The following is a 21,753-nucleotide window of genomic DNA, read 5'->3' as shown; positions in this document are numbered from 1 at the left end:
CCGCATACTCACTGGTCGCGGAAGCGCACGATCTTGACGAACTCGTCGGCGTCCAGCGAGGCGCCCCCGACCAGGGCACCGTCGATGTCGGCCTGGGCCATGATCTCAGCGACGTTGCCGGACTTCACGGAGCCGCCGTACTGGATGCGGACCTTGTCGGCCAGGTCCTGGGAGTACAGCTCGGCGATCTTGCCGCGGATCGCCGCGCAGACCTCCTGGGCGTCCTCGGCGCCGCAGACCTTGCCGGTGCCGATGGCCCAGACGGGCTCATAGGCGATCACGACGGTTTCGGCCTGCTCGGCGGAGAGGTCCTTCAGACCGCCCTCGACCTGGGTGAGGGTGTGGGAGACGTGGTTGCCCGCCTCACGCACCTCCAGCTCCTCGCCGACGCACAGGATGGGGGTCAGGCCGTGCTTGTAGGCGGCCTTGACCTTGGCGTTCACCAGCTCGTCGGTCTCGCCGTGGTACTGGCGGCGCTCGCTGTGGCCGATGGCGACGTACGTGCACTTCAGCTTGGCCAGCATCGGCCCGGAGATCTCACCGGTGAAGGCGCCGCCGTCGTGCGCCGAGATGTCCTGGGCGCCGTACTTGATCTTCAGCTTGTCGCCGTCGACCAGGGTCTGCACGGAGCGCAGGTCGGTGAAGGGCGGCAGGACGGCGACCTCGACGGCCTCGTAGTCCTTGTCGGCCAGGGCGAAGGCGAGCTTCTGGACGTGGGCGATGGCCTCGAGGTGGTTGAGGTTCATCTTCCAGTTGCCCGCCATCAGCGGCGTGCGCCCGGAAAGATTAGATGGAGCCATGAAAGGTCAGTCCTCCAGTGCGGCGAGGCCGGGGAGCGTCTTGCCCTCGAGGTATTCGAGGGAGGCGCCGCCACCGGTCGAGATGTGGCCGAATGCGTTCTCGTCGAAGCCCAGGATGCGCACGGCCGCGGCGGAGTCGCCACCACCGACCACCGTGAAGGCCTTCGAGTCGAGGAGTGCCTGGGCGACGGCCTTGGTGCCCTCGGCGAAATCGGGGTGCTCGAAGACGCCCATGGGGCCGTTCCAGAAGACGGTGGCGGCGTCGGTGATCTTCGAGGCGTACAGTGTGCGGGACTCGGGACCGATGTCCAGGCCCATCTGGCCGGCCGGCATGGCGTCCGCGGCGACCGTGCTGGGCCGGGCCGGAGCCTTGGTCTTGAGGTCCGGGAACTCCGGCGCGACCACGACGTCCACGGGCAGGACCAGCTCGACGCCGCTCTTCTCGGCGCGCTCGATGTACTCCCGGACGACCGGGAGCTGGTCCTCCTGGACCAGGGACGAGCCGATCTCGTGGCCCTTGGCCTTGAGGAAGGTGAAGACCATGCCGCCGCCGATGAGCAGGCGGTCGGCCTTGCCGAGCAGCTGGTCGATGACGGCGAGCTTGTCGGACACCTTGGCGCCGCCCAGGACGACGGCGTAGGGCCGCTTGACGTCGTCGGTGAGCTTCTTCAGGACACCGACCTCGGTGGCGATGAGGTAGCCGGCGTAGTGCGGCAGGCGGGCCGGAAGGTCGAAGACCGAGGCGTGCTTACGGTGCACCGCGCCGAAGCCGTCACCGACGTAGAGGTCTGCGAGGGCGGCGAGCTGTTCGGCGAAGGCGCCGCGCTCGGCGTCGTCCTTGCTCGTCTCACCGGCGTTGAAGCGCAGGTTCTCGACGAGGGCGACCTGGCCGTCGGCGAGGCCGGCGACGGTGGCCCGGGCGGACTCGCCGACCGTGTCGGTCGCGAAGGCCACGTCCGACCCGAGGAGCTCACCGAGGCGCGCGGCGGCCGGGGCGAGGGAGAAGGCCGGGTCCGGGGCACCCTTGGGGCGGCCCAGGTGCGAGGCGACGACCACGCGGGCGCCCGCGTCGGCGAGAGCCTTGACGGTGGGCAGCACGGCGCGGATACGGCCGTCGTCGGTGATGGTGGTGCCGTCCAGCGGCACGTTCAGGTCGGCGCGGACGAAGATCCGCTTGCCCGCCACCCCTTCGGCAAGGAGTTCGTCGATCGTCTTCATGCAGGGACTCCTGAAAGAGCTCGTGATCGCTCGTAAGCGCTCGTGATCGAACAGCTCTGATCTGTACGTGAGTCAGGGCTCGGACAGCGCGACCGCGCGCTGCCCGAGCCCTGCTCTCACATCGTGGTGCCTGATCTATTCGATCAGAGCTGGTTACCGACGAAGACCGTCAGGTCGACGAGGCGGTTGGAGTAGCCCCACTCGTTGTCGTACCAGCCGATGACCTTCACGTTCTTGCCCTCCTGGACCATGGTCAGGGAGGAGTCGAAGGTGCAGGACGCCGGGGCGTTGACGATGTCGGAGGAGACGATGGGGTCCTCGGTGTACTCGAGGATGCCCTTCAGCTCGCCCTCGGCGGCCTTCTGGAAGGCGGCGTTGACCTCTTCCTTGGTGACCTCGCGGCCGAGCTCCAGGACGAGGTCGGTGACCGAGCCGGTCGGGACCGGGACGCGCATCGCGATGCCGTCCAGCTTGCCCTTGAGCTGCGGCAGGACCAGCGCGGTGGCCTTGGCGGCACCCGTGGTGGTCGGGATGATGTTCTCGGCGGCGGCGCGCGCCCGGCGCAGGTCCTTGTGCGGGAAGTCCAGGATGCGCTGGTCGTTGGTGTACGCGTGCACCGTGGTCATCAGGCCCTTGACGATGCCGAAGTTCTCGTCGAGGACCTTCGCCATCGGCGCCACACAGTTGGTGGTGCAGGAGGCGTTGGAGATGACGTGGTGGTTGGCCGCGTCGTACTTGTCCTGGTTGACGCCCATCACGATGGTGACGTCCTCGTCCTTGGCGGGAGCCGAGATGAGGACCTTCTTGGCGCCGCCCGCGATGTGCTTCTCGGCGTCGGCCTTCTTGGTGAAGATGCCGGTCGACTCGATGACGATGTCGACGCCCAGCTCGCCCCACGGGATGTCGGCGGGGTTGCGCTCGGCGAGGACCTTGATGGTCTTGTCGCCGACGGTGATGGTGTCCTCGGTGTGCGAGACCTCCTGCTTGAGGCGGCCCAGGATCGTGTCGTACTTCAGCAGGTGAGCGGTGGTCGCGGTGTCACCCAGGTCGTTGACAGCCACGATCTCGATGTCTGCACCCTGCTCCAGGAGCGCGCGGAAGTAGTTACGCCCGATGCGGCCGAAGCCGTTGATGCCTACGCGGATCGTCACGAACCGATCTCCTCGTTGGTACGCCGGCCATGAGGTGCCGGCGAGCTCTGTTTGGGATGTCCCCGACCGCCTCCGACCCTACCTCCCTGAGGCCCCGGTGGTGACATCCAGATGCCCCATACACGGCAGGGCGGTCCGTACCGGCCAGTAGGGGTACGGACCGCCCGCCGCCGAGAGCAAGATCACTCGATTTCGCTACCCGGCGTGGTGCCTGTTGACCGAGAGTTCCCTGGTCCCGGGAGGTCACACGTCGAGGGAGGCGAGCGCCTTCCTCATCAATGCCGCGCGGTCGGCCGCGGTGACGACGTGCTCCAGACCGAAGCCCAGCAGCACGGTGTCGTCGGTGGTGACCGCGCCGTAGGTCTGGAAGAGGGCCCCGGTGCGGGCCCAGTCCTTGAGGACGGCCGGGCTGCCCGCGGGCGGTCCGGCCACCTTCCAGGCGCCGAGCGAGGTTTCGAAGCCCTCGGTCTCCTTCGCCGTGCCGCCGACGACGAGCGAGGCCTCGTCGGCGAGGACGCCGTACCCGCCGGTGCCCGGGTCGGTGACGTAGCTGATCGAGAGCTCGACCGACTTGCCGGCGTACGCGCTCAGGTCGAAGTTCACCTGCTGCCAGCCTCCGGAGGACCCGGTGATGCTGTACCACTGCCCGGTGCTGCCGGTCGCGGTGCAGCCGCCGTCCGACAGGGTCAGGTAGTGCTTCAGCCAGGGGTGCTCGCGGACGTAGAAACCGCCCTCGCACTCCGTCGGCACGGTGGCCTCGGTGGCGCCGCCCTTCTCGGGCAGGGTCGTCCAGTCGTCGGCGCCCGTGGTGTGGGCCTCGACCAGGACGTGGTCGTAGCCGGACTCGGTGTTCCACATGAGCTGGGTGCGCAGCGCGGGCTGGTCGGCCGCGGTGACACCCGTGAGGTCCACGGTGCGTGTGAGGCGCTTGTAGGCGTCGTCGGTGTGGACGGCGGCGGCCATCGAGGAGCCCGCGTACGGACCGTACGGGTTGACCGCCCCGGCGAACTGTCCGGCGCCCTTGCTCGCGAACCGCGGGTACTGCTCGGCCGGCAGTTCGTCGGAGGTGACGTTGTACCGGCCCGCCTTGTCCAGCGGGTTCCCGGGCGCGTCGGTGAGCGGGCCCGTGAAGCCGCTCAGCTCCCCGGAGCCGGTGAAGCCGGTGGCCCCGGAGGCCGTGGTACGGCTGTAGGCGCCGAGGTAGTACTGGCTGAAGTCGTTGGACAGGGTGCCGCCGCCGAGGTCGACGCTGCCGCCGGTCTGCTCACCGGCCTCGATCAGCCTGCCGCCCGCGTTGAGGAAGGCGCGCAGTTGCAGCTGCGTGGCGTTGCCGGGGACGCTCGCGCCCGTGTAGTGCACGACGGTGTCGAAGTGGCTCAGCACACCGAGCGCGTCGGGTGCACCCTGCCGGGCGACATCCCAGACGACGGCCTTGCGGCCGTTGGCCTTGAGCGCGTCGACGTACTTCTGGGCCTGTGTGGCGGTCGCGCCCTCCTCGGCGACGACGAGGGTGTTCGCCCGGGGCCGCTCGGCGACGGTGTAGGTGAAGCGCTCGCTGGAGACCTTCTTGCCGTTCCTCGTCTCCGCGGTGAACCACACCTCGACCCGGTCGCCCGGGTCGCCGTCCTTCACCTTGGCCCGGTACTCGTCGAAGTAGAGGTTGTCCTCACCGCCGTAGGTCTCGCCGCCCTTCCAGGGCCGGAGCGCCATGTCATGGGTGCGGCCGCCGTTGACGCGGTACCTCAGTTCCTTGTCCCGCAGCGACTTCCGCGCCACCACGGAGACCTCCTGGTCACCGCCGCGGGCGTACGACGTCGGGAACGCGGCCGGGGTGAAGTCGGCGGCGCTCTGTCCGACCGACGAGGACGGCCGGTCGGGGTGGGAGGCGGACTCGGCGACGGAGAGCGCGAACGGGACGTTCTTGGCGAACTCCTGCTGGATCAGCTTCTCGTCGTCCGGGAAGGTGAAGACCGACCGGCAGTCGGCCGCCTTCCACTCGTCGTTCGGGTCGGCGTTCGAGGCCGTCTGACAGGTCGACATCTCAGGGGTGAACATCGCGATGCCGTTGACGTTCGCCGCGTGGCCGTCCGCCTCGCCGTTGGTGGTGTACAGCTCGGAGGAGAGCTGCGGGTGGTAACCGGGGATCGCCGAGTTCTCGGGCGTGCCGGCGAGCGCCTCGTACAGGACGTCGTCCGGCGTCGGCGTGGCCACCTGCCAGCCCACTCCGTACAGCAGCAGTTCGGCGGCGGAGTGGTAGTTGATGCCGTACGTGAAGCCGATCCGCTTCTCGAAGGCGTGCAGGGCCTTGGTCTCCGGCTCAGAGTTCGGGCCCGGGCCACGGTAGGTCTCGCTGGTGGGGTTGGGGGACGAACCCTCGTCGTCATAGCCCCACTTGTAGGCGAAGTTGCGGTTGAGGTCGACGCCGTCGCCGGGGCCGATGACGCCGTCGCCGTTCATGTCGCGCAGGTTCTTGCGCCACATGCGGTTGTCGTCGGCGGCGAAGGTGTAGTCGTAGCCGTCGGGGTTGGCCGAGAGGACGAACCACAGTTCGGTGGAGTCGACGATCTTCTTGATCCGCCGGTCCTTCTTGTAGTTGTCCAGGTAGTGGTGCATCAGCCGCCGGGTCATCTCCGGCGTGATCCACTCGCGGGCGTGCTGGTTGGACATGTAGAGGACGGAGGGCTTGGAGCCGTCCTTCGCCTTCTTCGCCCCCCGGGTGAGCTTCAGCGCGAGGATGTCCTGGCCCTTGACGGTCTTGCCGATGGAGACGACCTTGGTGAGGTCCGGGTTCTCCTGAGCGGCCTTCAGGATCTCCTCCTTCAGGCCGCCCTTGCCGCTGTACGGGCGAAACACACCTTCGGCGGCTTCCCCGACGCGGGCCTTCGCCCTGGTGGAGAGGTCGTGCTCGGTGAGGTCGACGCCCTGCTGCTCCAGCTTCTTCGCCTGCCGGCCGGTCAGGTAGACCTCGACGGTGGCGGTGCCCTTCGCGGGTACCCGCTCGCTGAGTTCGTGGCCGTCCTGGCCGGCGGCGAGCAGCAGGGGTACCTGCTGCCGGGTGACGTCGGCGCGGAAGACCTTGACTTCGTCCGGGTCGGACGGGGCTGTGCTGTCCGGTTGTGCCTGGGCGATGGGTGCGATGCTCGCTCCGCCGATCAGGAGCGCGCCGACAGCGAGGATCGATCTCGCTCTTCGTCTCATGAACCCCCCTAGCGTGGGTCCGCCACAGCAGCGAACAGATGCCAGGCTCATGACAGTCCATGATCGAGTCAAGAGCGCCTGGACGACACGCAAAAGCCGGTGCCGATCACCCAAGTGGGCGCCGACCCCGGCTTTTTGACGGACTGTGGGATCAGCCCACGAGGTTGTCGGCGAGCTCCTCCTCGGCGAGGTTGGCCTCCGTGCCCGGGATGCCGAGGTCGGAGGCGCGCTTGTCGGCCATGGCGAGCAGGCGGCGGATCCGGCCGGCGACGGCGTCCTTGGTCAGCGGCGGGTCGGCGAGCGCGCCCAGCTCCTCCAGGGAGGCCTGCTTGTGCTCCATGCGCAGCCGGCCGGCGGCGGCGAGGTGCTCCGGGACGTCGTCGGCGAGGATCTCCAGGGCGCGCTGGACACGGGCACCGGCGGCGACGGCCGCGCGGGCCGAACGGCGCAGGTTGGCGTCGTCGAAGTTGGCGAGCCGGTTCGCCGTGGCACGCACCTCGCGGCGCATCCGGCGCTCCTCCCAGGCCAGCACCGACTCGTGGGCACCGAGGCGGGTCAGCAGGGCCCCGATCGCGTCACCGTCGCGGACGACGACCCGGTCCACACCGCGCACCTCACGGGCCTTGGCGGCGATCGACAGGCGGCGGGCGGCGCCCACCAGGGCGAGCGCGGCCTCGGGCCCCGGGCAGGTCACCTCGAGGGAGGAGGAGCGGCCGGGCTCGGTGAGCGAGCCGTGCGCCAGGAAGGCTCCGCGCCAGGCGGCCTCGGCGTCGCAGGTGGCCCCCGAGACCACCTGCGGGGGCAGGCCGCGGATCGGGCGGCCCCGCCCGTCGACCAGGCCGGTCTGGCGGGCCAGCTGGTCACCGCCGGCGACCACGCGCACCACGTAACGCGAGCCGCGGCGCAGTCCGCCCGGTGCCATCACGATCAGCTCGGAACTGTGCCCGAAGATCTCCAGGATGTCCCGCTTGAGGCGGCGGGCCGCCATGGCGGTGTCCAGCTCCGCCTCGATCACGATCCGACCGCTCACCAGGTGGAGGCCGCCGGCGAACCGCAGGATGGCGGAGACCTCCGCCTTTCTGCAGCAGGTCCGGGTGACGGGGAGCCGGGAGATCTCGTCCTTCACCGCTGCCGTCATCGCCATGGGCCGATCCTTCCATGCATCCGAAAAATACGGTCGTACGCGGCGGCCAACAGCTCCGGGTCGTGCCTCGGGGTCCCGTCGGGCCGGGCCACCGGCGCCAGCTCGACCGCGGCCCCGAACCGCTTGGCGGCGTCGGTCAGGGAGTCACGGTCGGGCACGGCGGCCTCGTCGGCCAGCACCACGTCCAGGGCGAGTTTAGGGGCGTGTCGTCCCAAAACCTCCAAATGACGCTGCGGGGAGAAGCCCTCGGTTTCTCCGGGCTGCGGGGCGAGGTTCAGGGAGAGTACCCGGCGGGCCTTGGTCTGGGTGAGCGCGTCCAGCAGCTCGGGCACGAGCAGGTGCGGGATGACCGAGGAGAACCAGGAGCCGGGACCGAGCACCACCCAGTCCGCGTCCAGGACGGCGTCGACCGCCTCGGGCACGGCGGGCGGGTCGTTCGGCACCAGGTGCACGGACTGCACTTCGCCCGGGGTGAGGGCGACGGTGGCCTGGCCGCGGACGGTGTCGACCTCGTCCGGGCGATCCGGGTCGTGGCCCTTGACCAGGGCCTGGAGCTCCAGCGGGACGGCGGACATCGGAAGCACCCGCCCCTGGGCGCCCAGCAGGCGACCGACCAGGTCGAGGGCCTGGACGTGGTCGCCGAGCTGCTCCCACAGGGCGACGATCAGCAGGTTGCCGACCGCGTGCTCGTGCAGGTCGCCCTTGGACTGGAAGCGGTGCTGGATGACACGCGCCCAGGTCTGGCCCCAGTCGTCGTCGCCGCACAGGGCGGCCAGCGCCTTGCGCAGGTCGCCGGGCGGCAGCACGCCCAGCTCGTCCCGGAGCCGGCCACTGGAGCCGCCGTCGTCGGCCACGGTGACGACGGCGGTGAGGTCACCGGTGATCCGGCGCAGCGCGGCCAGCGAGGCGGACAGGCCCATGCCGCCGCCGTGGGCGACGACCTTGGGCTGGGCTCCCCGGCGGCGCGGTCTGCCGCCCCGGGCTTCGGCGGGCCGGCCGGCCTTCCCGCCGGTGTTTCCCTCGGGCGTCACCCGGCGCAGCCCCCTCAGCCGGGGAGTACGTCGTGTCATTCGCGTCCCATGTCCCGGTGGACGACCACCGTCTCCACGCCCTCGGCCGCGAGCCGGGCCGCCAGCTTCTCCGACATGGCGACCGAGCGGTGCTTTCCGCCCGTGCAGCCCACGGCGATGGTCACGTAGCGCTTGCCCTCACGGCGGTAGCCGGTGGCGACGAGCTGGAGGAGCTCCGTGTAGCGGTCGAGGAACTCCTTGGCGCCGGGCTGGTTGAAGACGTACCCGGAGACCTCCTCGTTGAGGCCCGTGAAGGGGCGCAGCTCCGGGACCCAGTGCGGGTTCGGCAGGAAGCGGCAGTCGACGACCAGGTCGGCGTCGACCGGCAGGCCGTACTTGTAGCCGAACGACATGACCGTGGCCCGCAGCTCCGGCTCCTCCTCGCCTGCGAACTGGGCGTCCATCTTGGCGCGCAGCTCGTGCACGTTCAGGCTGGAGGTGTCGATCACCAGGTCGGCGTCGCCGCGCAGCTCGCGCAGGAGCTCGCGTTCGGCGGCGATGCCGTCGACGATGCGGCCGTCGCCCTGGAGGGGGTGCGGGCGGCGCACCGACTCGAAGCGGCGCACCAGGGCGTCGTCGGAGGACTCCAGGAAGACGATCCTCCGGGTGACGTTCTTCGCCTCCAGGTCGGCGAGGGACTCGCGGAGGTTGTCGAAGAAGCGGCGGCCGCGGACGTCGACGACGACGGCGATGCGGGCCACGTTGCCCTGGGAGCGGGCGCCGAGCTCCACCATGGTGGGGATCAGCGCGGGCGGCAGGTTGTCGACGACGAACCAGCCGAGGTCCTCCAGGCACTTCGCGGCCGTCGAGCGGCCCGCCCCGGACATGCCGGAGATGATCACCAGCTCGGGGATGGCCGCGTCCGGGGCCGTGGCCTTCTCGTTGGGCGTGCCCGTAGTCACCTGTGCTCCGTCTCCGGCTTGCTCTGTGCTGCTGTCGTGCTCGTTCACATTCATGTCTCCTGCCCCCGTCGTTCGTCCGGGGCTCCCGTCCTCACGGGTTCCCCACTGGAACCCATGGTGCCGGGTTCCTCTTCCATGATCTCCCCAGTCGCCGTGTTGACGGCGGGTGCGGCCGGGGCCGCCTGGGCGAGGGCCGCCGCGATCGTCTCGGCGGTCTTGCGGCCTATGCCGGGGACCTCGCAGATCTGGTCGATGGTGGCGGATCGCAGTTTCTTCAACGAACCAAAGTGCTTCAGAAGTGCCTGCTTGCGGGTGTCCCCGAGGCCCGGGACGTCGTCCAGGGGGCTGGACCGGAAGCGCTTGGACCGCTTGGTGCGCTGGTAGCTGATCGCGAACCGGTGGGCCTCGTCACGGACGCGCTGGAGCAGGTACAGGCCCTCGCTGGTGCGGGGCAGGACCACCGGGTCGTCGTCGCCGGGCAGCCAGACCTCCTCCAGGCGCTTGGCGAGGCCGCACACGGCGATGTCGTCGATGCCGAGGTCGTCCAGGGCCCGGCGGGCGGCCGCGACCTGGGGGGCGCCACCGTCGACGACCACGAGCTGGGGCGGGTAGGCGAACTTCTTGGGGCGGCCGTCGTCCTCGGTGAGGGTGTTCGCGGTGTCGGCGGGGTCCGTGCCGGTGAGGGGGCTCTCACCGTTCCCGGTCGTCTCGGCGGTCTCGGTGGTCTCGGTGGTCTCCCCGTCCGTCCACTCGCCCGTCTTCTCCTTCTCGGCGAGGTAGCGCCGGAAGCGGCGGGTGATCACCTCGTGCATGGAGCGGACGTCGTCCTGCCCGGCGAAGCCCTTGATCTGGAAGCGGCGGTACTCGCTCTTGCGGGCCAGCCCGTCCTCGAAGACGACCATGGAGGCCACAACGTCGTCGCCCTGGAGGTGGGAGATGTCGTAGCACTCGATCCGGAGCGGCGCGCTGTCCAGGTCGAGCGCGTCCGCGATCTCCTCCAGGGCGCGCGAGCGCGTGGTCAGGTCGGAGGCGCGCTTGGTCTTGTGCAGCACGAGCGCCTGCTGGGCGTTGCGCTGCACCGTCTCCATGAGGGCCTTCTTGTCGCCGCGCTGCGGGACGCGCAGGGAGACGCCGGAGCCGCGCCGCCCGGCGAGCCACTCCTGGACGGGCTCCACGGGGTCGGGCAGGGCGGGGACCAGGACCTCCTTGGGGACGGCGTCGCCGGTCTCCTCGCCGTACAGCTGCTGGAGCGCGTGCTCCACGAGGGCGCCGGTGGTGATCTCCTCCACCTTGTCGGTGACCCAGCCGCGCTGGCCGCGCACCCGTCCGCCGCGCACGTGGAAGATCTGGACGGCCGCCTCCAGCTCGTCCTCGGCGACCGCGATCAGGTCGGCGTCGGTCGCGTCGGCGAGCACGACCGCGTTCTTCTCCATGGCCTTCTTCAAGGCCTCGATGTCGTCGCGCAGCCTGGCCGCCCGCTCGTACTCCATCTCGTCGGCCGCTTCCGCCATCTGCTTCTCCAGACGGCGGATGTACGTGTTCGTCCGGCCGGTCATGAAGTCGCAGAACTCGTCGGCCAGTTCCCGGTGCTCCTCGGCGGAGACCCGGTCCACGCAGGGGGCCGAGCACTTGCCGATGTATCCGAGGAGGCAGGGGCGGCCGGTGCGGGCGGCGTTCTTGAAGACGCCGGCCGAGCACGTGCGCACGGGGAAGACGCGCAGCAGCAGGTCGACGGTGTCGCGGATCGCCCACGCGTGCGCGTACGGACCGAAGTACCGGACGCCCTTCTTCTTGTGACCGCGCATCACCTGCACGCGCGGGTACTCCTCGTTCATCGTCACCGCGAGGTAGGGGTAGCTCTTGTCGTCGCGGTACTTGACGTTGAACCGGGGGTCGTACTCCTTGATCCAGGAGTATTCCAGCTGGAGCGCCTCGACCTCCGTGGACACCACCGTCCACTCCACGGACGCGGCCGTGGTCACCATGGAGCGGGTGCGCGGGTGCAGGCCCGCCAGGTCCTGGAAGTAGTTCGCCAGGCGCTGGCGCAGGCTCTTCGCCTTCCCGACGTAGATCACCCGGCGGTGCTCGTCGCGGAACCTGTAGACCCCCGGCGAGTCGGGGATCTCACCCGGCTTGGGGCGGTAGCTGGAGGGGTCGGCCATGTCTCACACCCTACTGGCGAGCACCGACACTCCGGCGGGGCCGCGGGACCCGATCACGGGCCCGGCGGGGTGGCAGTTTCCAACGGCATGCGCCGCCCCGGGGTTACGGCCCGCCGGGAGCGGGAATGGGGGTCACCCACGGGACACGGCGACGTCCGGCGGACGAAGCCCGTCCCGGTGCAGGCACAGGTTGTCGGTGCGGACCGCCGTTCCCGGTGCGGAACGAGCGGGCCACGGGTCGGAGGGCTGCGCGGATGAAGCGGATGCGGATCGAGAAAACCCGGCGGGCGGCCCGTGCCCGCCGGTACACGGACGAGCCGTTGGCACTGCGCGACGCCCTGGACCCACGCGATCCCGACATCACGCGGGCCAAGCGTCTGGCCCTGCGGGAACAGGGCGGAAGCGACCACTCCTAGCGGGCCACGGATCCGCAGCGAAACGCCCGGGGTGCGTGCCCCGGGCGTTTCGCATGTCCGGGTGGGCCCGGCCGGGAGTACGTCACTGTCCGGCATCAGGTGTTGTCGGGACCAGGTCAACACGCTTCAATGCGGGGGAACTCGGGGCGCTGAACGACGGCGTACGGATGTGAAGGCCTGCCCTGCGCCGGTGGGACCGCCCCGCGCGAACGGTCTGACCAGCCGTTGCCGACTCAGAGAGAGGCCCCTGCATGCCGCACGCCCCACAGCACGCGGACGTCGCCACCGCGGAACTGGACTCGGCCCTGCGAGGCGGCCCCTTCCACGTCGCCCTGCGCGCCGCGATCGCGGCCCGCGGGCTGCCGCTGCAACGCGTGCAACACCATCTGTCCCGCCACGGCGTGAAGGTCGGCGTCACCAGCCTGAGTTACTGGCAGCAGGGCGCCAGGCGCCCACAGCGCCCCGAGTCGCTGCGGGCCGTACGGGCGCTGGAGGAGATCCTGGAGCTGCCCGAGGAATCGCTGCTCCGGCTGCTCGCCGAGTCCGGCGAGAGCCCGTCCGGGCATCGGGCGTCGGCCCGGTCCTACCGCTCCCTGGTGGAGGCCTCCGGGGTTTTGGACCAGCTGCTGGCCGAGCTGAACTGTCCGCCGGACGGCGGCCTGCACACCCTCGGGCACCACGAGCGGCTCCGTATCGGGGCCGGACGCGAGCTGGCCGAGCGTGAGTCGCACCACATCGTGCGCGCCCACCGGGACGGCGTCGACCGTTTCGTGGCCGTCCACCACGGCGACCGCGGAGCCGAGCCGGAGCACATGCGGGTGCACGCCCTGGAGAACTGCCGGACCGGACGTGTCCGTTGGCACGGCGACACCGGTCTGCTCGCGGCCGAGCTGCTCTTCGACACCCGGTTGCGGGCCGGGGACACGTTCCTGTTCCGCTACGGGGTCGAGGACGGCACGGCGGGCGTGTCACGCGAGTACGTCCGCGGTTTCGACTCCCCCGGCGGCCAGTACGCGCTCCAGGTGTGCTTCGACGCGGCGGCCCTCCCGCTGCGCTGCCACCGGTTCGCCCAGCAGACGACGGCGGCCCCGCGCACGGGGTGCCAGGAGCTGGCACTGAGCGGGCAGCACCGGTCCGTGCACCTGGTCGAGCCGCGGGCGCGGGTCGGGTTCGTGGGGATCGGCTGGGACTGGGATTGAGGTCCTCTCCTGCCCGAGGGCAGGAGATTCCGGCCCGTACCGCTACGCGGCACCACCATGGGTTCCTGTTTCACAGGCCACCGCCGACCGGTGGGGGTCGGTCTTACACAGCCAGCGGGGCGGGTCGGGGCGGCCCCGGCGGCTGGTCCGAGGGCGGGGGCGGGTCCGGGACCGGTGACCGTCCCCGGTTCGAGGCCGGACGTAAACGCTTGCGTAATCGTTTACGTCCCGCCTGGGATGCGGTACCTTCCTCGCCGGAAGCGGAGGAGGGAACGCCATGGCGACCATGGCCGACGTCGCACGCAGCGCCGGTGTCTCGGTGGCGACCGTGTCGCACGTGCTGAACGGCACACGGCCGGTGCTGCCGCACACCCGCCAGGCGGTCCTGGACGCCGTGGAGCAACTCGGCTACACCACGAACACGCTGGCCCGTTCTCTGGTGACGTCCCGCACCCGCTCCATCGGGCTGGCGGTGTCGGCGATCAGCAACCCGTACTTCACGGAGATCCTCCAGGGGGTCGAGGCCGCCGCGCTGGAGGCCGGCTACAGCCTGCTCATCGCCGATCCCCACGACGACCCGGACCACGAGCGCAAGGTCGTCCAGCTGCTGCACGAGCGCCGGGTGGACGGCATGATCGTCGCGCCCTCCGCGGATCCGCGCGGGCTGCTCGCGTACCTGGGGCGGCACGACGTACCGGCCGTGTTCCTCGACCGGCTCGTGGACGCCCCGGAGACGGACGGCGGCCCGCGCTTCGACCAGGTCTGCGCCGACAACGCCGAACCGACGTCCCGCCTGGTCACCCATCTCGCGGGGCTCGGCCACCGGCGGATCGGGCTGGTGGCGGGGCTGCCGGGGCTCAGCACCACGAGCGAGCGGATCACCGGCTACCGGAGCGGCCTCGCCTTCGCGGGCCTCCCCTACGAGGAGCGGCTCCTGGTGCACGGCGACTCGGAGTCGGCCGGCGCCGAACAGGCCACCGCCACCCTGCTGTCCCTCGCCGTGCCGCCCACCGCGCTGGTCACCGGCAACAACGCGATGACCATCGGCGCGCTGCGCACCCTGCGCGCCCACGGCCTGTCGGTGCCGGGCGACATCGCGCTGTGCTGTTTCGACGACTTCACCTGGGCGGACCTGTTCTCGCCCCGGCTCACCGCGATCGCGCAGCCCAGCAGGGAGATCGGCGCGCAGGCCGTACGCGTGCTCCTGGAGCGTCTCGCCGAGCCGGACCGGCCCGTCCGGACCGTGCGGCTGCCCTGCGCCTTCGTCCACCGCACGTCGTGCGGCTGCCCCGAACCCTCCGAGGAAGGACCCCTGTCGTGATCGTCGTCGCCGGTGAGGCACTGATCGACCTGGTACCGCAGGGCACGGGGGCCCTGGCGGCGCTCCAGCCGGCGCTCGGCGGCGGCCCCTACAACACGGCGGTGGCGCTGGGCCGCCTCGGCTCCCCCGCCGCCTTCTGCTCCCGGGTGTCGTACGACGCCTTCGGCGAGGCCCTGCTGGACCGGCTGCGCGAGACCGGAGTGGACGTGTCGTCGGTGCAGCGGGGCGCCGAGCCCACGACACTCGCCGTCGCCACCGTCGGCGAGGACGGCTCGGCGGCGTACTCCTTCCACGTCGAGGGGACGGCGGACCGGATGTTCACGGCGCCCTCCGCCCTGCCCTCCGGCACCCGGGCGGTCTCCTTCGGCACCTGTTCGCTGGTGCTGGAGCCGGGGGCGAGCGCATACGAGGAGCTGATGCGTACGGCGGCCGGGCAGGGTGTGTTCACCGCGCTCGATCCGAACATCAGGGCCGGGCTGATCCCGGACGCGGACGCCTACCGGGCGCGGTTCAAGAGCTGGCTGCCGTCGGTGTCGCTGCTGAAGCTGTCGGCGGAGGACGCCGAGTGGCTGGGCGGCACGCCGTGGGAGTGGCTGTCGGCCGGCCCGGCGGCGGTCGTGATCACCAGGGGCGGCGAGGGGCTGACCGCCTACACCGCCGACGGTGGGGCCTACGCCGTGCCGGGCGAGCGGGTCGAGGTCGTGGACACGATCGGCGCGGGTGACACGGTCAACGCCGCGCTGCTGCACGGGCTGGCGGTGCGGGACGCCCTCAGCCGTCCGGCGCTGGCCGCGCTGGGGTCCGACGGCTGGGCGGAGCTGCTGGGTTTCGCGGCCCGTGCGGCGGCGATCACCTGCTCCCGGGCGGGTGCGGAGCCGCCGTACGCCCACGAACTGGACGGCTGACGCGAGCCGGGCTCCGGACACGGGCCCGCCCGGCGCGCATCGCTCAGCCCGTCTCCCCCACCGCCCTCAGCGCGCCGGGGCGGCGGCCGTCGAGGCGGTCCAGGGCGGCGGCCGTGGCCTCGTCCGCGGGCAGGTGGACGACGACGGTCTGCCCCTCGTCGGACAGCGAGAGCGTCTCGAGCAGCAGCCTCAGCGAGCCGGCCTCCGGGTGTTCGAGGTGCTGGGAGCCCGTCCGCCGGGGCGTCAGGGCCAGATCGGTGAACCGGTCGGCGAAGTCCGCCCCCGCCGTCACCGTCAGCTCGTCGGCCAGCTCGGCGAGGTACGGGTCCCGCAGGGGGACGCCGTGCCGGAGCCGGGCGACGAGGTCGTCGGCCACCCGGTCCCAGTCGCGGTAGGCACCGCGGGCCCGTTCGTCGGTGAACAGGTACCGGAGCAGGTTGGGCCGCTCGTCGTCGAGCAGGCCGATGGGGCCGACCAGTCGCTGGTAGCCCGCCGTGTGGGCGAGGACGTCGCCGATCCAGTTGACCACCACGGCGGGGGCCGGCTCCAGACGGTCCAGGACGGCCCGTACGGTGGGGCGTGCGGTGCGGCTGAGGGACGGGGCCGCCGCGCAGATCAGCGGGTCGCCGCCGTCCGCCTCCTTGGTCAGGCGGCGCAGCAGCATCCGGTCGGTCAGGGACAGGCTGAGGGCGTCGGCCAGGGCACCGAGCACCTGGGCGGACGGGTTGCGGTCCCGGCCCTGTTCCAGCCGGGTGAGGTACTCGACGCTGATCCCGGCGAGCGTGGCCAGTTCGGCCCGCCGTAGCCCCGGGGTGCGGCGCCGTGCACCGGTGGGCAGGCCCACTTCGGCGGGGCTGACGGCTTCGCGCCAGGTGCGCAGGAACGTGCCCAACTCGTTGTCGCTCACCCGCCGAACGTACATCGGGAGCGAGCGCGGATCGTGGCCCTGCCACTACCAGGCTCCGGCCGGTCTCCCTCACGGGCCGCGCGGGCCTCAGGGTGGAGGGCATGACGAATGACACCGCCACCGCCGCTTCCGCCGCCGCCCTGCCGCTGGTCCCGGGTGACTGGGCCCTCGACCCGTTCCACTCCTCCGTGAACTTCACCGTCCGCCACCTGGGCATCGCCAAGGTGCGGGGGCGCTTCCAGCGGCTGGAGGCCGAGCTGTTCGTCGGGGAACGGGTCGAGGACGTGCGGATCTCCGCGACCGTCGACCTGGCCTCGATCGACACCGGCAACGCCGACCGGGACGCGCATGTGCTCGCCCCCGACCTGCTCGACGTGGAGAAGCGCCCGACGATGACGTACCGCTCGACGCGGGTGACGGGCGAGGGCGAGGACTGGACGATGGAGGGCGAGCTGACGATCGGCGAGGTGACCCGGCCGGTGACGCTCGCGGTGGAGTTCGGCGGGCTGGTCGACACGCCCATGGGCGGCGGCCGGCACGCCGGGTTCGACGCGACGGGCGAGATCCGGCGCAGCGAGTTCGGGCTCGACTTCGCCCCCGGTCTGCTCGGCGAAGTGGTGAAGATCCAGCTCGACATGCAGTTCGTGGAGCCGAAGAACGGCTGACGGACACACGCCGACGCGCCGTGCCCCCAGGTGTCCGCCCGGGGGCACGGCGCGTCGGTACCGCTCTCAGCCCTTGGCCGTCCGCGTCGTCTTCTTCGCGGCGGTCTTCGTGGTCTTGGCCGTCGCCTTCTTGGTGGTGCTGCTGTCGACCGTCCTGGCGGCGGTCTTCTGCGCCGGGACGGTCTTCTTCGCCGTCCTCTTGCGCGGGGCCTTCACCGAGGACGCGTCGCTGACCCGGTCGGCGCCGAGGATCTCGCGCAGGAACTTGCCGGTGTGGCTGGCCGGGATCCCGGCGACCTGCTCCGGCGTGCCCTCGGCGACGACCAGGCCGCCGCCGGCGCCGCCTTCGGGGCCCATGTCGACGACCCAGTCGGCCGTCTTGATCACGTCGAGGTTGTGCTCGATGACGATGACCGAGTTGCCCTTGTCGACCAGTCCGGACAGGACCGTCAGCAGCTTGCTGATGTCCTCGAAGTGCAGACCGGTGGTCGGCTCGTCCAGGACGTAGACCGTGCGGCCGGTGGAACGGCGCTGGAGCTCGCTGGCGAGCTTGACGCGCTGGGCCTCACCGCCGGACAGGGTGGTGGCGGACTGGCCGAGCCGGACGTAGCCGAGGCCGACGTCCTTCAGGGTCTTCATGTGGCGGGAGATCGAGGGAACGGCCTCGAAGAAGTCGGTGGCCTCCTCGATCGGCATGTTGAGGACGTCGGCGATGGACTTGCCCTTGTAGTGGACCTCCAGGGTCTCCCGGTTGTACCGGGCGCCGTGGCAGACCTCGCACGGGACGTAGACGTCCGGGAGGAAGTTCATCTCGATCTTGATGGTGCCGTCGCCCGAGCAGTTCTCGCAGCGGCCGCCCTTGACGTTGAAGGAGAAGCGGCCGGGCAGGTAGCCGCGGACCTTCGCCTCGGTGGTCTCGGCGAACAGCTTGCGGATGTGGTCGAAGACGCCGGTGTACGTGGCCGGGTTGGAGCGCGGGGTGCGGCCGATGGGCGACTGGTCGACGTGCACGACCTTGTCGACGAGGTCGTCGCCGTCCACACGCGTGTGCCGCCCGGGCACGCTCCGCGCGCCGTTCAGCTCGCGGGCCAGGTGGGTGTAGAGGATGTCGTTGACCAGGGTCGACTTGCCGGAGCCGGACACGCCGGTGACGGCGGTGAAGACGCCCAGCGGGAACGAGACGTCGATGTCCTGGAGGTTGTTCTCCCGGGCGCCGTGCACCGTGAGCTGCCGGGACGGGTCCACGGGGCGCCGGATGCCGGGCAGCGGGATGGCCTTCTTACCGGACAGGTACTGACCGGTGTACGACTCGGCGTTGGCGAGCAGCTCCTTCAGGGAGCCGCTGTGCACGACCTTGCCGCCGTGCTCACCGGCGCCGGGGCCGATGTCGACGATCCAGTCGGCGGTCTTGATGGTGTCCTCGTCGTGCTCGACGACGATGAGGGTGTTGCCCATGTCGCGCAGCCGGACCAGGGTCTCGATCAGCCGGTGGTTGTCGCGCTGGTGCAGGCCGATGGACGGCTCGTCGAGGACGTAGAGGACGCCGACGAGGCCGGAGCCGATCTGGGTGGCCAGCCGGATGCGCTGGGCCTCGCCGCCGGAGAGGGTGCCGGCCGCGCGGTTCAGCGAGAGGTAGTCCAGGCCGACGTCGACCAGGAACCGCAGTCGCTCGTTGACCTCCTTCAGCACGCGCTCGGCGATCTTCTTGTCGCGGGCGGTGAGCTTCAGCTCGCCCAGGAAGTCGGCGCAGTCGCTGATGGACATCGCGGAGACCTCGGCGATGGACCTGCCCATGATCGTGACCGCGAGGACGACCGGCTTCAGGCGCGTGCCCTCACAGGTGGGGCAGGGCACCTCGCGCATGTAGCCCTCGAAGCGCTCGCGGCTGGAGTCGCTCTCGGCCTCGCTGTGCCGGCGCTTGACGAAGGGGACGGCGCCCTCGAAGGCCGTGGTGTAGCGGCGCTCGCGCCCGTACCGGTTGCGGTAGCGGACCTCGACCTGGGTCTTGTGCCCGTGCAGCAGGGCCTTCTTCGCGCGCTGCGGCAGGCCCGCGAAGGGGATGTCCGTGCGGAAGCCCAGGGCGTCGGCGAGGGCACCGATGAGGCGGCCGAAGTAGTCCTTGGTGTGGCCGTGCGACCAGGGGTGGATGGCGCCGTCGTCGAGGCTCTTGTCCGGGTCCGGGACGATCAGCTCCGGGTCGACCTCCATGCGGGTGCCGATGCCGGTGCAGTCCGGGCAGGCGCCGAAGGGCGAGTTGAAGGAGAAGGAGCGGGGCTCCAGCTCCTCGAAGGAGAGGTCGTCGTACGGGCAGTACAGGTGCTCCGAGTACATGCGCTCGCGCTCGGGGTCGTCCTCGGGGAGGTCGACGAAGTCGAGCACGACCATGCCGCCGGACAGGCCGAGGGCGGTCTCGACGGAGTCGGTGAGGCGGCGTTTGGCGCCGTCCTTGACGGTGAGGCGGTCGACGACCACCTCGATGGTGTGCTTCTCCTGCTTCTTCAGCGTCGGCGGATTCGACAGCTGGATGGTCTCGCCGTCCACCCGCGCGCGGGAGTAACCCTTGGTCTGGAGGTCGGCGAAGAGGTCGACGAACTCGCCCTTGCGCTCGCGCACCAGCGGCGACAGCACCTGGAAGCGGCTGCCCTCGGGCAGTTCCAGGACCTTGTCGACGATGGCCTGCGGCGACTGGCGCGAGATCGGGCGGCCGCACTCGGGGCAGTGCGGCTTGCCGATGCGCGCGAAGAGCAGGCGCAGGTAGTCGTAGACCTCGGTGATGGTGCCGACCGTGGAGCGCGGGTTGCGCGAGGTCGACTTCTGGTCGATGGAGACCGCCGGGGACAGACCTTCGATGAAGTCGACGTCCGGCTTGTCCATCTGGCCGAGGAACTGCCGGGCGTACGAGGAGAGCGACTCCACGTAGCGCCGCTGCCCCTCGGCGAAGATGGTGTCGAAGGCCAGCGAGGACTTGCCCGACCCCGACAGGCCCGTGAAGACGATGAGCGAGTCGCGCGGGAGGTCGAGCGAGACGTTCTTGAGGTTGTGCTCGCGCGCTCCACGAACGATGAGACGGTCGGCCACGCCGGTCCGCACCTTTCTTGAGAGAAATGACAGGGGCGGGGCCCCCGTCTTTCTCAGACTAGGGGGAGCCACTGACAACGCCGGTCGGGTTCACGGGTTGCCAACAAACCCCGGCTCTCCAGCATGCCCGACGCCACGTCCGACCATATAGCACGTGCATTCGATTTACGGCACTCGTTCACCACCTTCACCCGAAGGTGTGGCGAGGCTAGGGTCAGCACCATGATGGATCACGCGCATGACCTGGAGTCTGTACGTGACGCGACCGAGCGGCTGCTCCTCGCAGTCGGCAAACTGGACAACGCGTCTGTGACGGAGCCGTCACGCCTGCCCGGCTGGACCCGCGGCCACGTCCTGGCCCACCTCGCCCGCAACGCCGACGCCCTCGTGAACGTCCTCGACGGCCGGCCCATGTACGTCTCCGGCGAGGCCCGGGACGCCGACATCGAGCGGGACGCCCCGCGCCCCCTCGACGTGCACATCACCGACCTGCGTGAGAGCGCGGCCCGCTTCCAGGAGACCGGGGCCGCTCCCGCGGACTGGTCGCGCACGGTGGAGCTGCGCAACGGGGTCACGGACTCCGCGTCCCGGGTGCCGTTCCGGCGGTGGGTGGAGATGGAGCTGCACCACGTCGACCTGGGGATCGGGTACGAGCTGGAGGATCTGCCGGCGGACTTCACCGAGCGGGAGATCGACTTCCTGGCAGACCGGTTCGCCGGGCACCCCGGCGTACCTCCCACCCACGTCACGGACGGCACACGCGCGTGGCGCACCGGACGGGAGTCGGAGGACGGCGCCGAGGTGACCGTCACCGGCTCCCCGGCGGAGCTGCTCGGCTGGCTGGCCGGACGTCGCGACGGGTCCGCGCTGACGGTGGACGGCGCCCCGCTCCCGGCGCTGCCCCCGCTATAGGCTGGCGGACATGACGTACAGCGGCGAGGTGACGGTCGGCGGACCTGCCGACGTGCACGAGCTCAAGGACCTGATGATCACCAAGATCGCGGTGGGTCCGATGAACAACAACGCCTATCTGCTGCGCTGCCGGGCGACGGACGAGCAGTTGCTCATCGACGCCGCGAACGAGGCGCACACCCTGCTCGGCATGATCGGTGACGACGGCATCGCGTCCGTCGTCACGACCCATCGGCACGGTGACCACTGGCAGGCGCTCGCCGAGGTCGTGGCGGCCACCGGCGCCCGCACGTACGCGGGCCGCGAGGACGCCGAGGGCATCCCCGTACGGACCGATGTGCTGGTCGACGACGGGGACGTCATCCGGGTAGGGCGCGTGGAACTCACCGCGCGCCATCTGGTCGGGCACACACCCGGCTCGATCGCTCTCGTCTACGACGACCCGCACGGCCATCCCCATGTGTTCACCGGGGACTGTCTCTTCCCCGGCGGTGTGGGCAACACCCACAAGGACCCCAAGGCGTTCGCCAGTCTCCTCCACGATGTGGAGACAAAGATCTTCGACGTGCTTCCGGACGAGACGTGGGTCTACCCGGGGCACGGCAACGACACCTCACTGGGCGCGGAGCGTCCGCAGCTGCCGGAGTGGCACGCGCGCGGGTGGTGACCGCTTGCGCGGGGCGCATGCGCTGTTGAGTAGTGAGC

The 21,753-nt window shown here is 70.7% G+C and carries 17 protein-coding genes; 7 read left to right on the top strand and 10 right to left on the bottom strand.

From position 1 onward, the window contains the following. Window positions 1-8: 8 nt before the first annotated feature. From tpiA to uvrC, 8 genes are all read right to left on the bottom strand, one after another. Window positions 9-764 (bottom strand): triose-phosphate isomerase, encoded by a 756-nt coding sequence (gene tpiA / locus ABZ016_RS15115; RefSeq protein ID WP_356917087.1) that lies wholly within the window; start codon window positions 762-764, stop codon window positions 9-11. 42 nt (window positions 765-806) lie between these two features. Further along, entirely contained in the window at window positions 807-2,018 is a 1,212-nt protein-coding gene (locus tag ABZ016_RS15110) for a phosphoglycerate kinase (RefSeq protein WP_356917035.1), read from the bottom strand. Between the two features lie 143 nt (window positions 2,019-2,161). Continuing rightward, the gene (gene gap / locus ABZ016_RS15105; RefSeq protein ID WP_033310742.1) at window positions 2,162-3,169 is read right to left on the bottom strand and encodes a type I glyceraldehyde-3-phosphate dehydrogenase; all 1,008 of its coding nucleotides are present in this window, start codon (window positions 3,167-3,169) and stop codon (window positions 2,162-2,164) included. A 243-nt stretch (window positions 3,170-3,412) separates the two neighbouring features. Next, window positions 3,413-6,367, bottom strand: coding sequence for a M14 family zinc carboxypeptidase (locus tag ABZ016_RS15100; RefSeq protein WP_356917034.1), 2,955 nt, complete (start codon window positions 6,365-6,367; stop codon window positions 3,413-3,415). Window positions 6,368-6,518: 151 nt separating this feature from the next. Continuing rightward, window positions 6,519-7,511 carry a DNA-binding protein WhiA gene (gene whiA, locus ABZ016_RS15095; protein WP_003989467.1) on the bottom strand — a complete coding sequence of 331 codons (993 nt, stop codon included), beginning with the start codon at window positions 7,509-7,511 and terminating at the stop codon, window positions 6,519-6,521. After that, complete coding sequence (yvcK, locus tag ABZ016_RS15090; RefSeq protein ID WP_356917033.1) at window positions 7,502-8,581, bottom strand: uridine diphosphate-N-acetylglucosamine-binding protein YvcK; 1,080 nt, start codon at window positions 8,579-8,581, stop codon at window positions 7,502-7,504. Before yvcK ends, whiA begins: the two co-directional genes overlap by 10 nt. Beyond that, window positions 8,578-9,537, bottom strand: a complete 960-nt coding sequence (rapZ, locus tag ABZ016_RS15085) for an RNase adapter RapZ (RefSeq protein WP_356917031.1) — start codon at window positions 9,535-9,537, stop codon at window positions 8,578-8,580. Before rapZ ends, yvcK begins: the two co-directional genes overlap by 4 nt. After that, the gene (uvrC, locus tag ABZ016_RS15080; protein WP_356917029.1) at window positions 9,534-11,645 is read right to left on the bottom strand and encodes an excinuclease ABC subunit UvrC; all 2,112 of its coding nucleotides are present in this window, start codon (window positions 11,643-11,645) and stop codon (window positions 9,534-9,536) included. The genes rapZ and uvrC overlap by 4 nt, the downstream gene beginning before the upstream one ends. Window positions 11,646-11,908: 263 nt before the next feature. On the opposite strand from uvrC, the gene ABZ016_RS15075 reads away from it, so the two are divergent. From ABZ016_RS15075 to ABZ016_RS15060, 4 genes are all read left to right on the top strand, one after another. Beyond that, on the top strand, window positions 11,909-12,061 hold the full coding sequence (locus ABZ016_RS15075; protein WP_356917028.1) for a hypothetical protein: 153 nt from the start codon (window positions 11,909-11,911) through the stop codon (window positions 12,059-12,061). Between the two features lie 251 nt (window positions 12,062-12,312). Further along, on the top strand, window positions 12,313-13,260 hold the full coding sequence (locus ABZ016_RS15070; RefSeq protein ID WP_356917026.1) for a hypothetical protein: 948 nt from the start codon (window positions 12,313-12,315) through the stop codon (window positions 13,258-13,260). Window positions 13,261-13,537: 277 nt separating this feature from the next. Further along, the gene (locus ABZ016_RS15065) at window positions 13,538-14,581 is read left to right on the top strand and encodes a LacI family DNA-binding transcriptional regulator (protein ID WP_356917024.1); all 1,044 of its coding nucleotides are present in this window, start codon (window positions 13,538-13,540) and stop codon (window positions 14,579-14,581) included. Further along, the gene (locus ABZ016_RS15060) at window positions 14,578-15,486 is read left to right on the top strand and encodes a carbohydrate kinase (RefSeq protein ID WP_356917023.1); all 909 of its coding nucleotides are present in this window, start codon (window positions 14,578-14,580) and stop codon (window positions 15,484-15,486) included. The genes ABZ016_RS15065 and ABZ016_RS15060 overlap by 4 nt, the downstream gene beginning before the upstream one ends. A 43-nt stretch (window positions 15,487-15,529) precedes the next feature. Here ABZ016_RS15060 and ABZ016_RS15055 read toward each other — a convergent pair whose 3' ends face one another. After that, on the bottom strand, window positions 15,530-16,393 hold the full coding sequence (locus tag ABZ016_RS15055) for a helix-turn-helix domain-containing protein (protein ID WP_356917021.1): 864 nt from the start codon (window positions 16,391-16,393) through the stop codon (window positions 15,530-15,532). 101 nt (window positions 16,394-16,494) lie between these two features. Between ABZ016_RS15055 and ABZ016_RS15050 the strand changes: the two genes are divergently transcribed. Beyond that, entirely contained in the window at window positions 16,495-17,058 is a 564-nt protein-coding gene (locus tag ABZ016_RS15050) for a YceI family protein (protein WP_356917020.1), read from the top strand. 66 nt (window positions 17,059-17,124) lie between these two features. On the opposite strand, the gene uvrA is transcribed toward ABZ016_RS15050, so the two are convergent. Further along, window positions 17,125-20,136, bottom strand: a complete 3,012-nt coding sequence (gene uvrA / locus ABZ016_RS15045; protein ID WP_356917019.1) for an excinuclease ABC subunit UvrA — start codon at window positions 20,134-20,136, stop codon at window positions 17,125-17,127. Window positions 20,137-20,358: 222 nt separating this feature from the next. Here uvrA and ABZ016_RS15040 point away from each other — a divergent pair, with 222 nt between their 5' ends. Beyond that, window positions 20,359-21,048, top strand: coding sequence for a maleylpyruvate isomerase family mycothiol-dependent enzyme (locus ABZ016_RS15040; protein WP_356917018.1), 690 nt, complete (start codon window positions 20,359-20,361; stop codon window positions 21,046-21,048). A 10-nt stretch (window positions 21,049-21,058) separates the two neighbouring features. Beyond that, window positions 21,059-21,715: an MBL fold metallo-hydrolase gene (locus ABZ016_RS15035; RefSeq protein WP_356917017.1), complete on the top strand. Its 657-nt coding sequence runs from the start codon at window positions 21,059-21,061 to the stop codon at window positions 21,713-21,715. Window positions 21,716-21,753: the final 38 nt, after the last annotated feature.

Source organism: Streptomyces sp. NPDC006372 (assembly GCF_040612515.1).
GTDB lineage: Bacteria > Actinomycetota > Actinomycetes > Streptomycetales > Streptomycetaceae > Streptomyces.
This window is presented reverse-complemented; position numbering and strand designations above follow the sequence as displayed.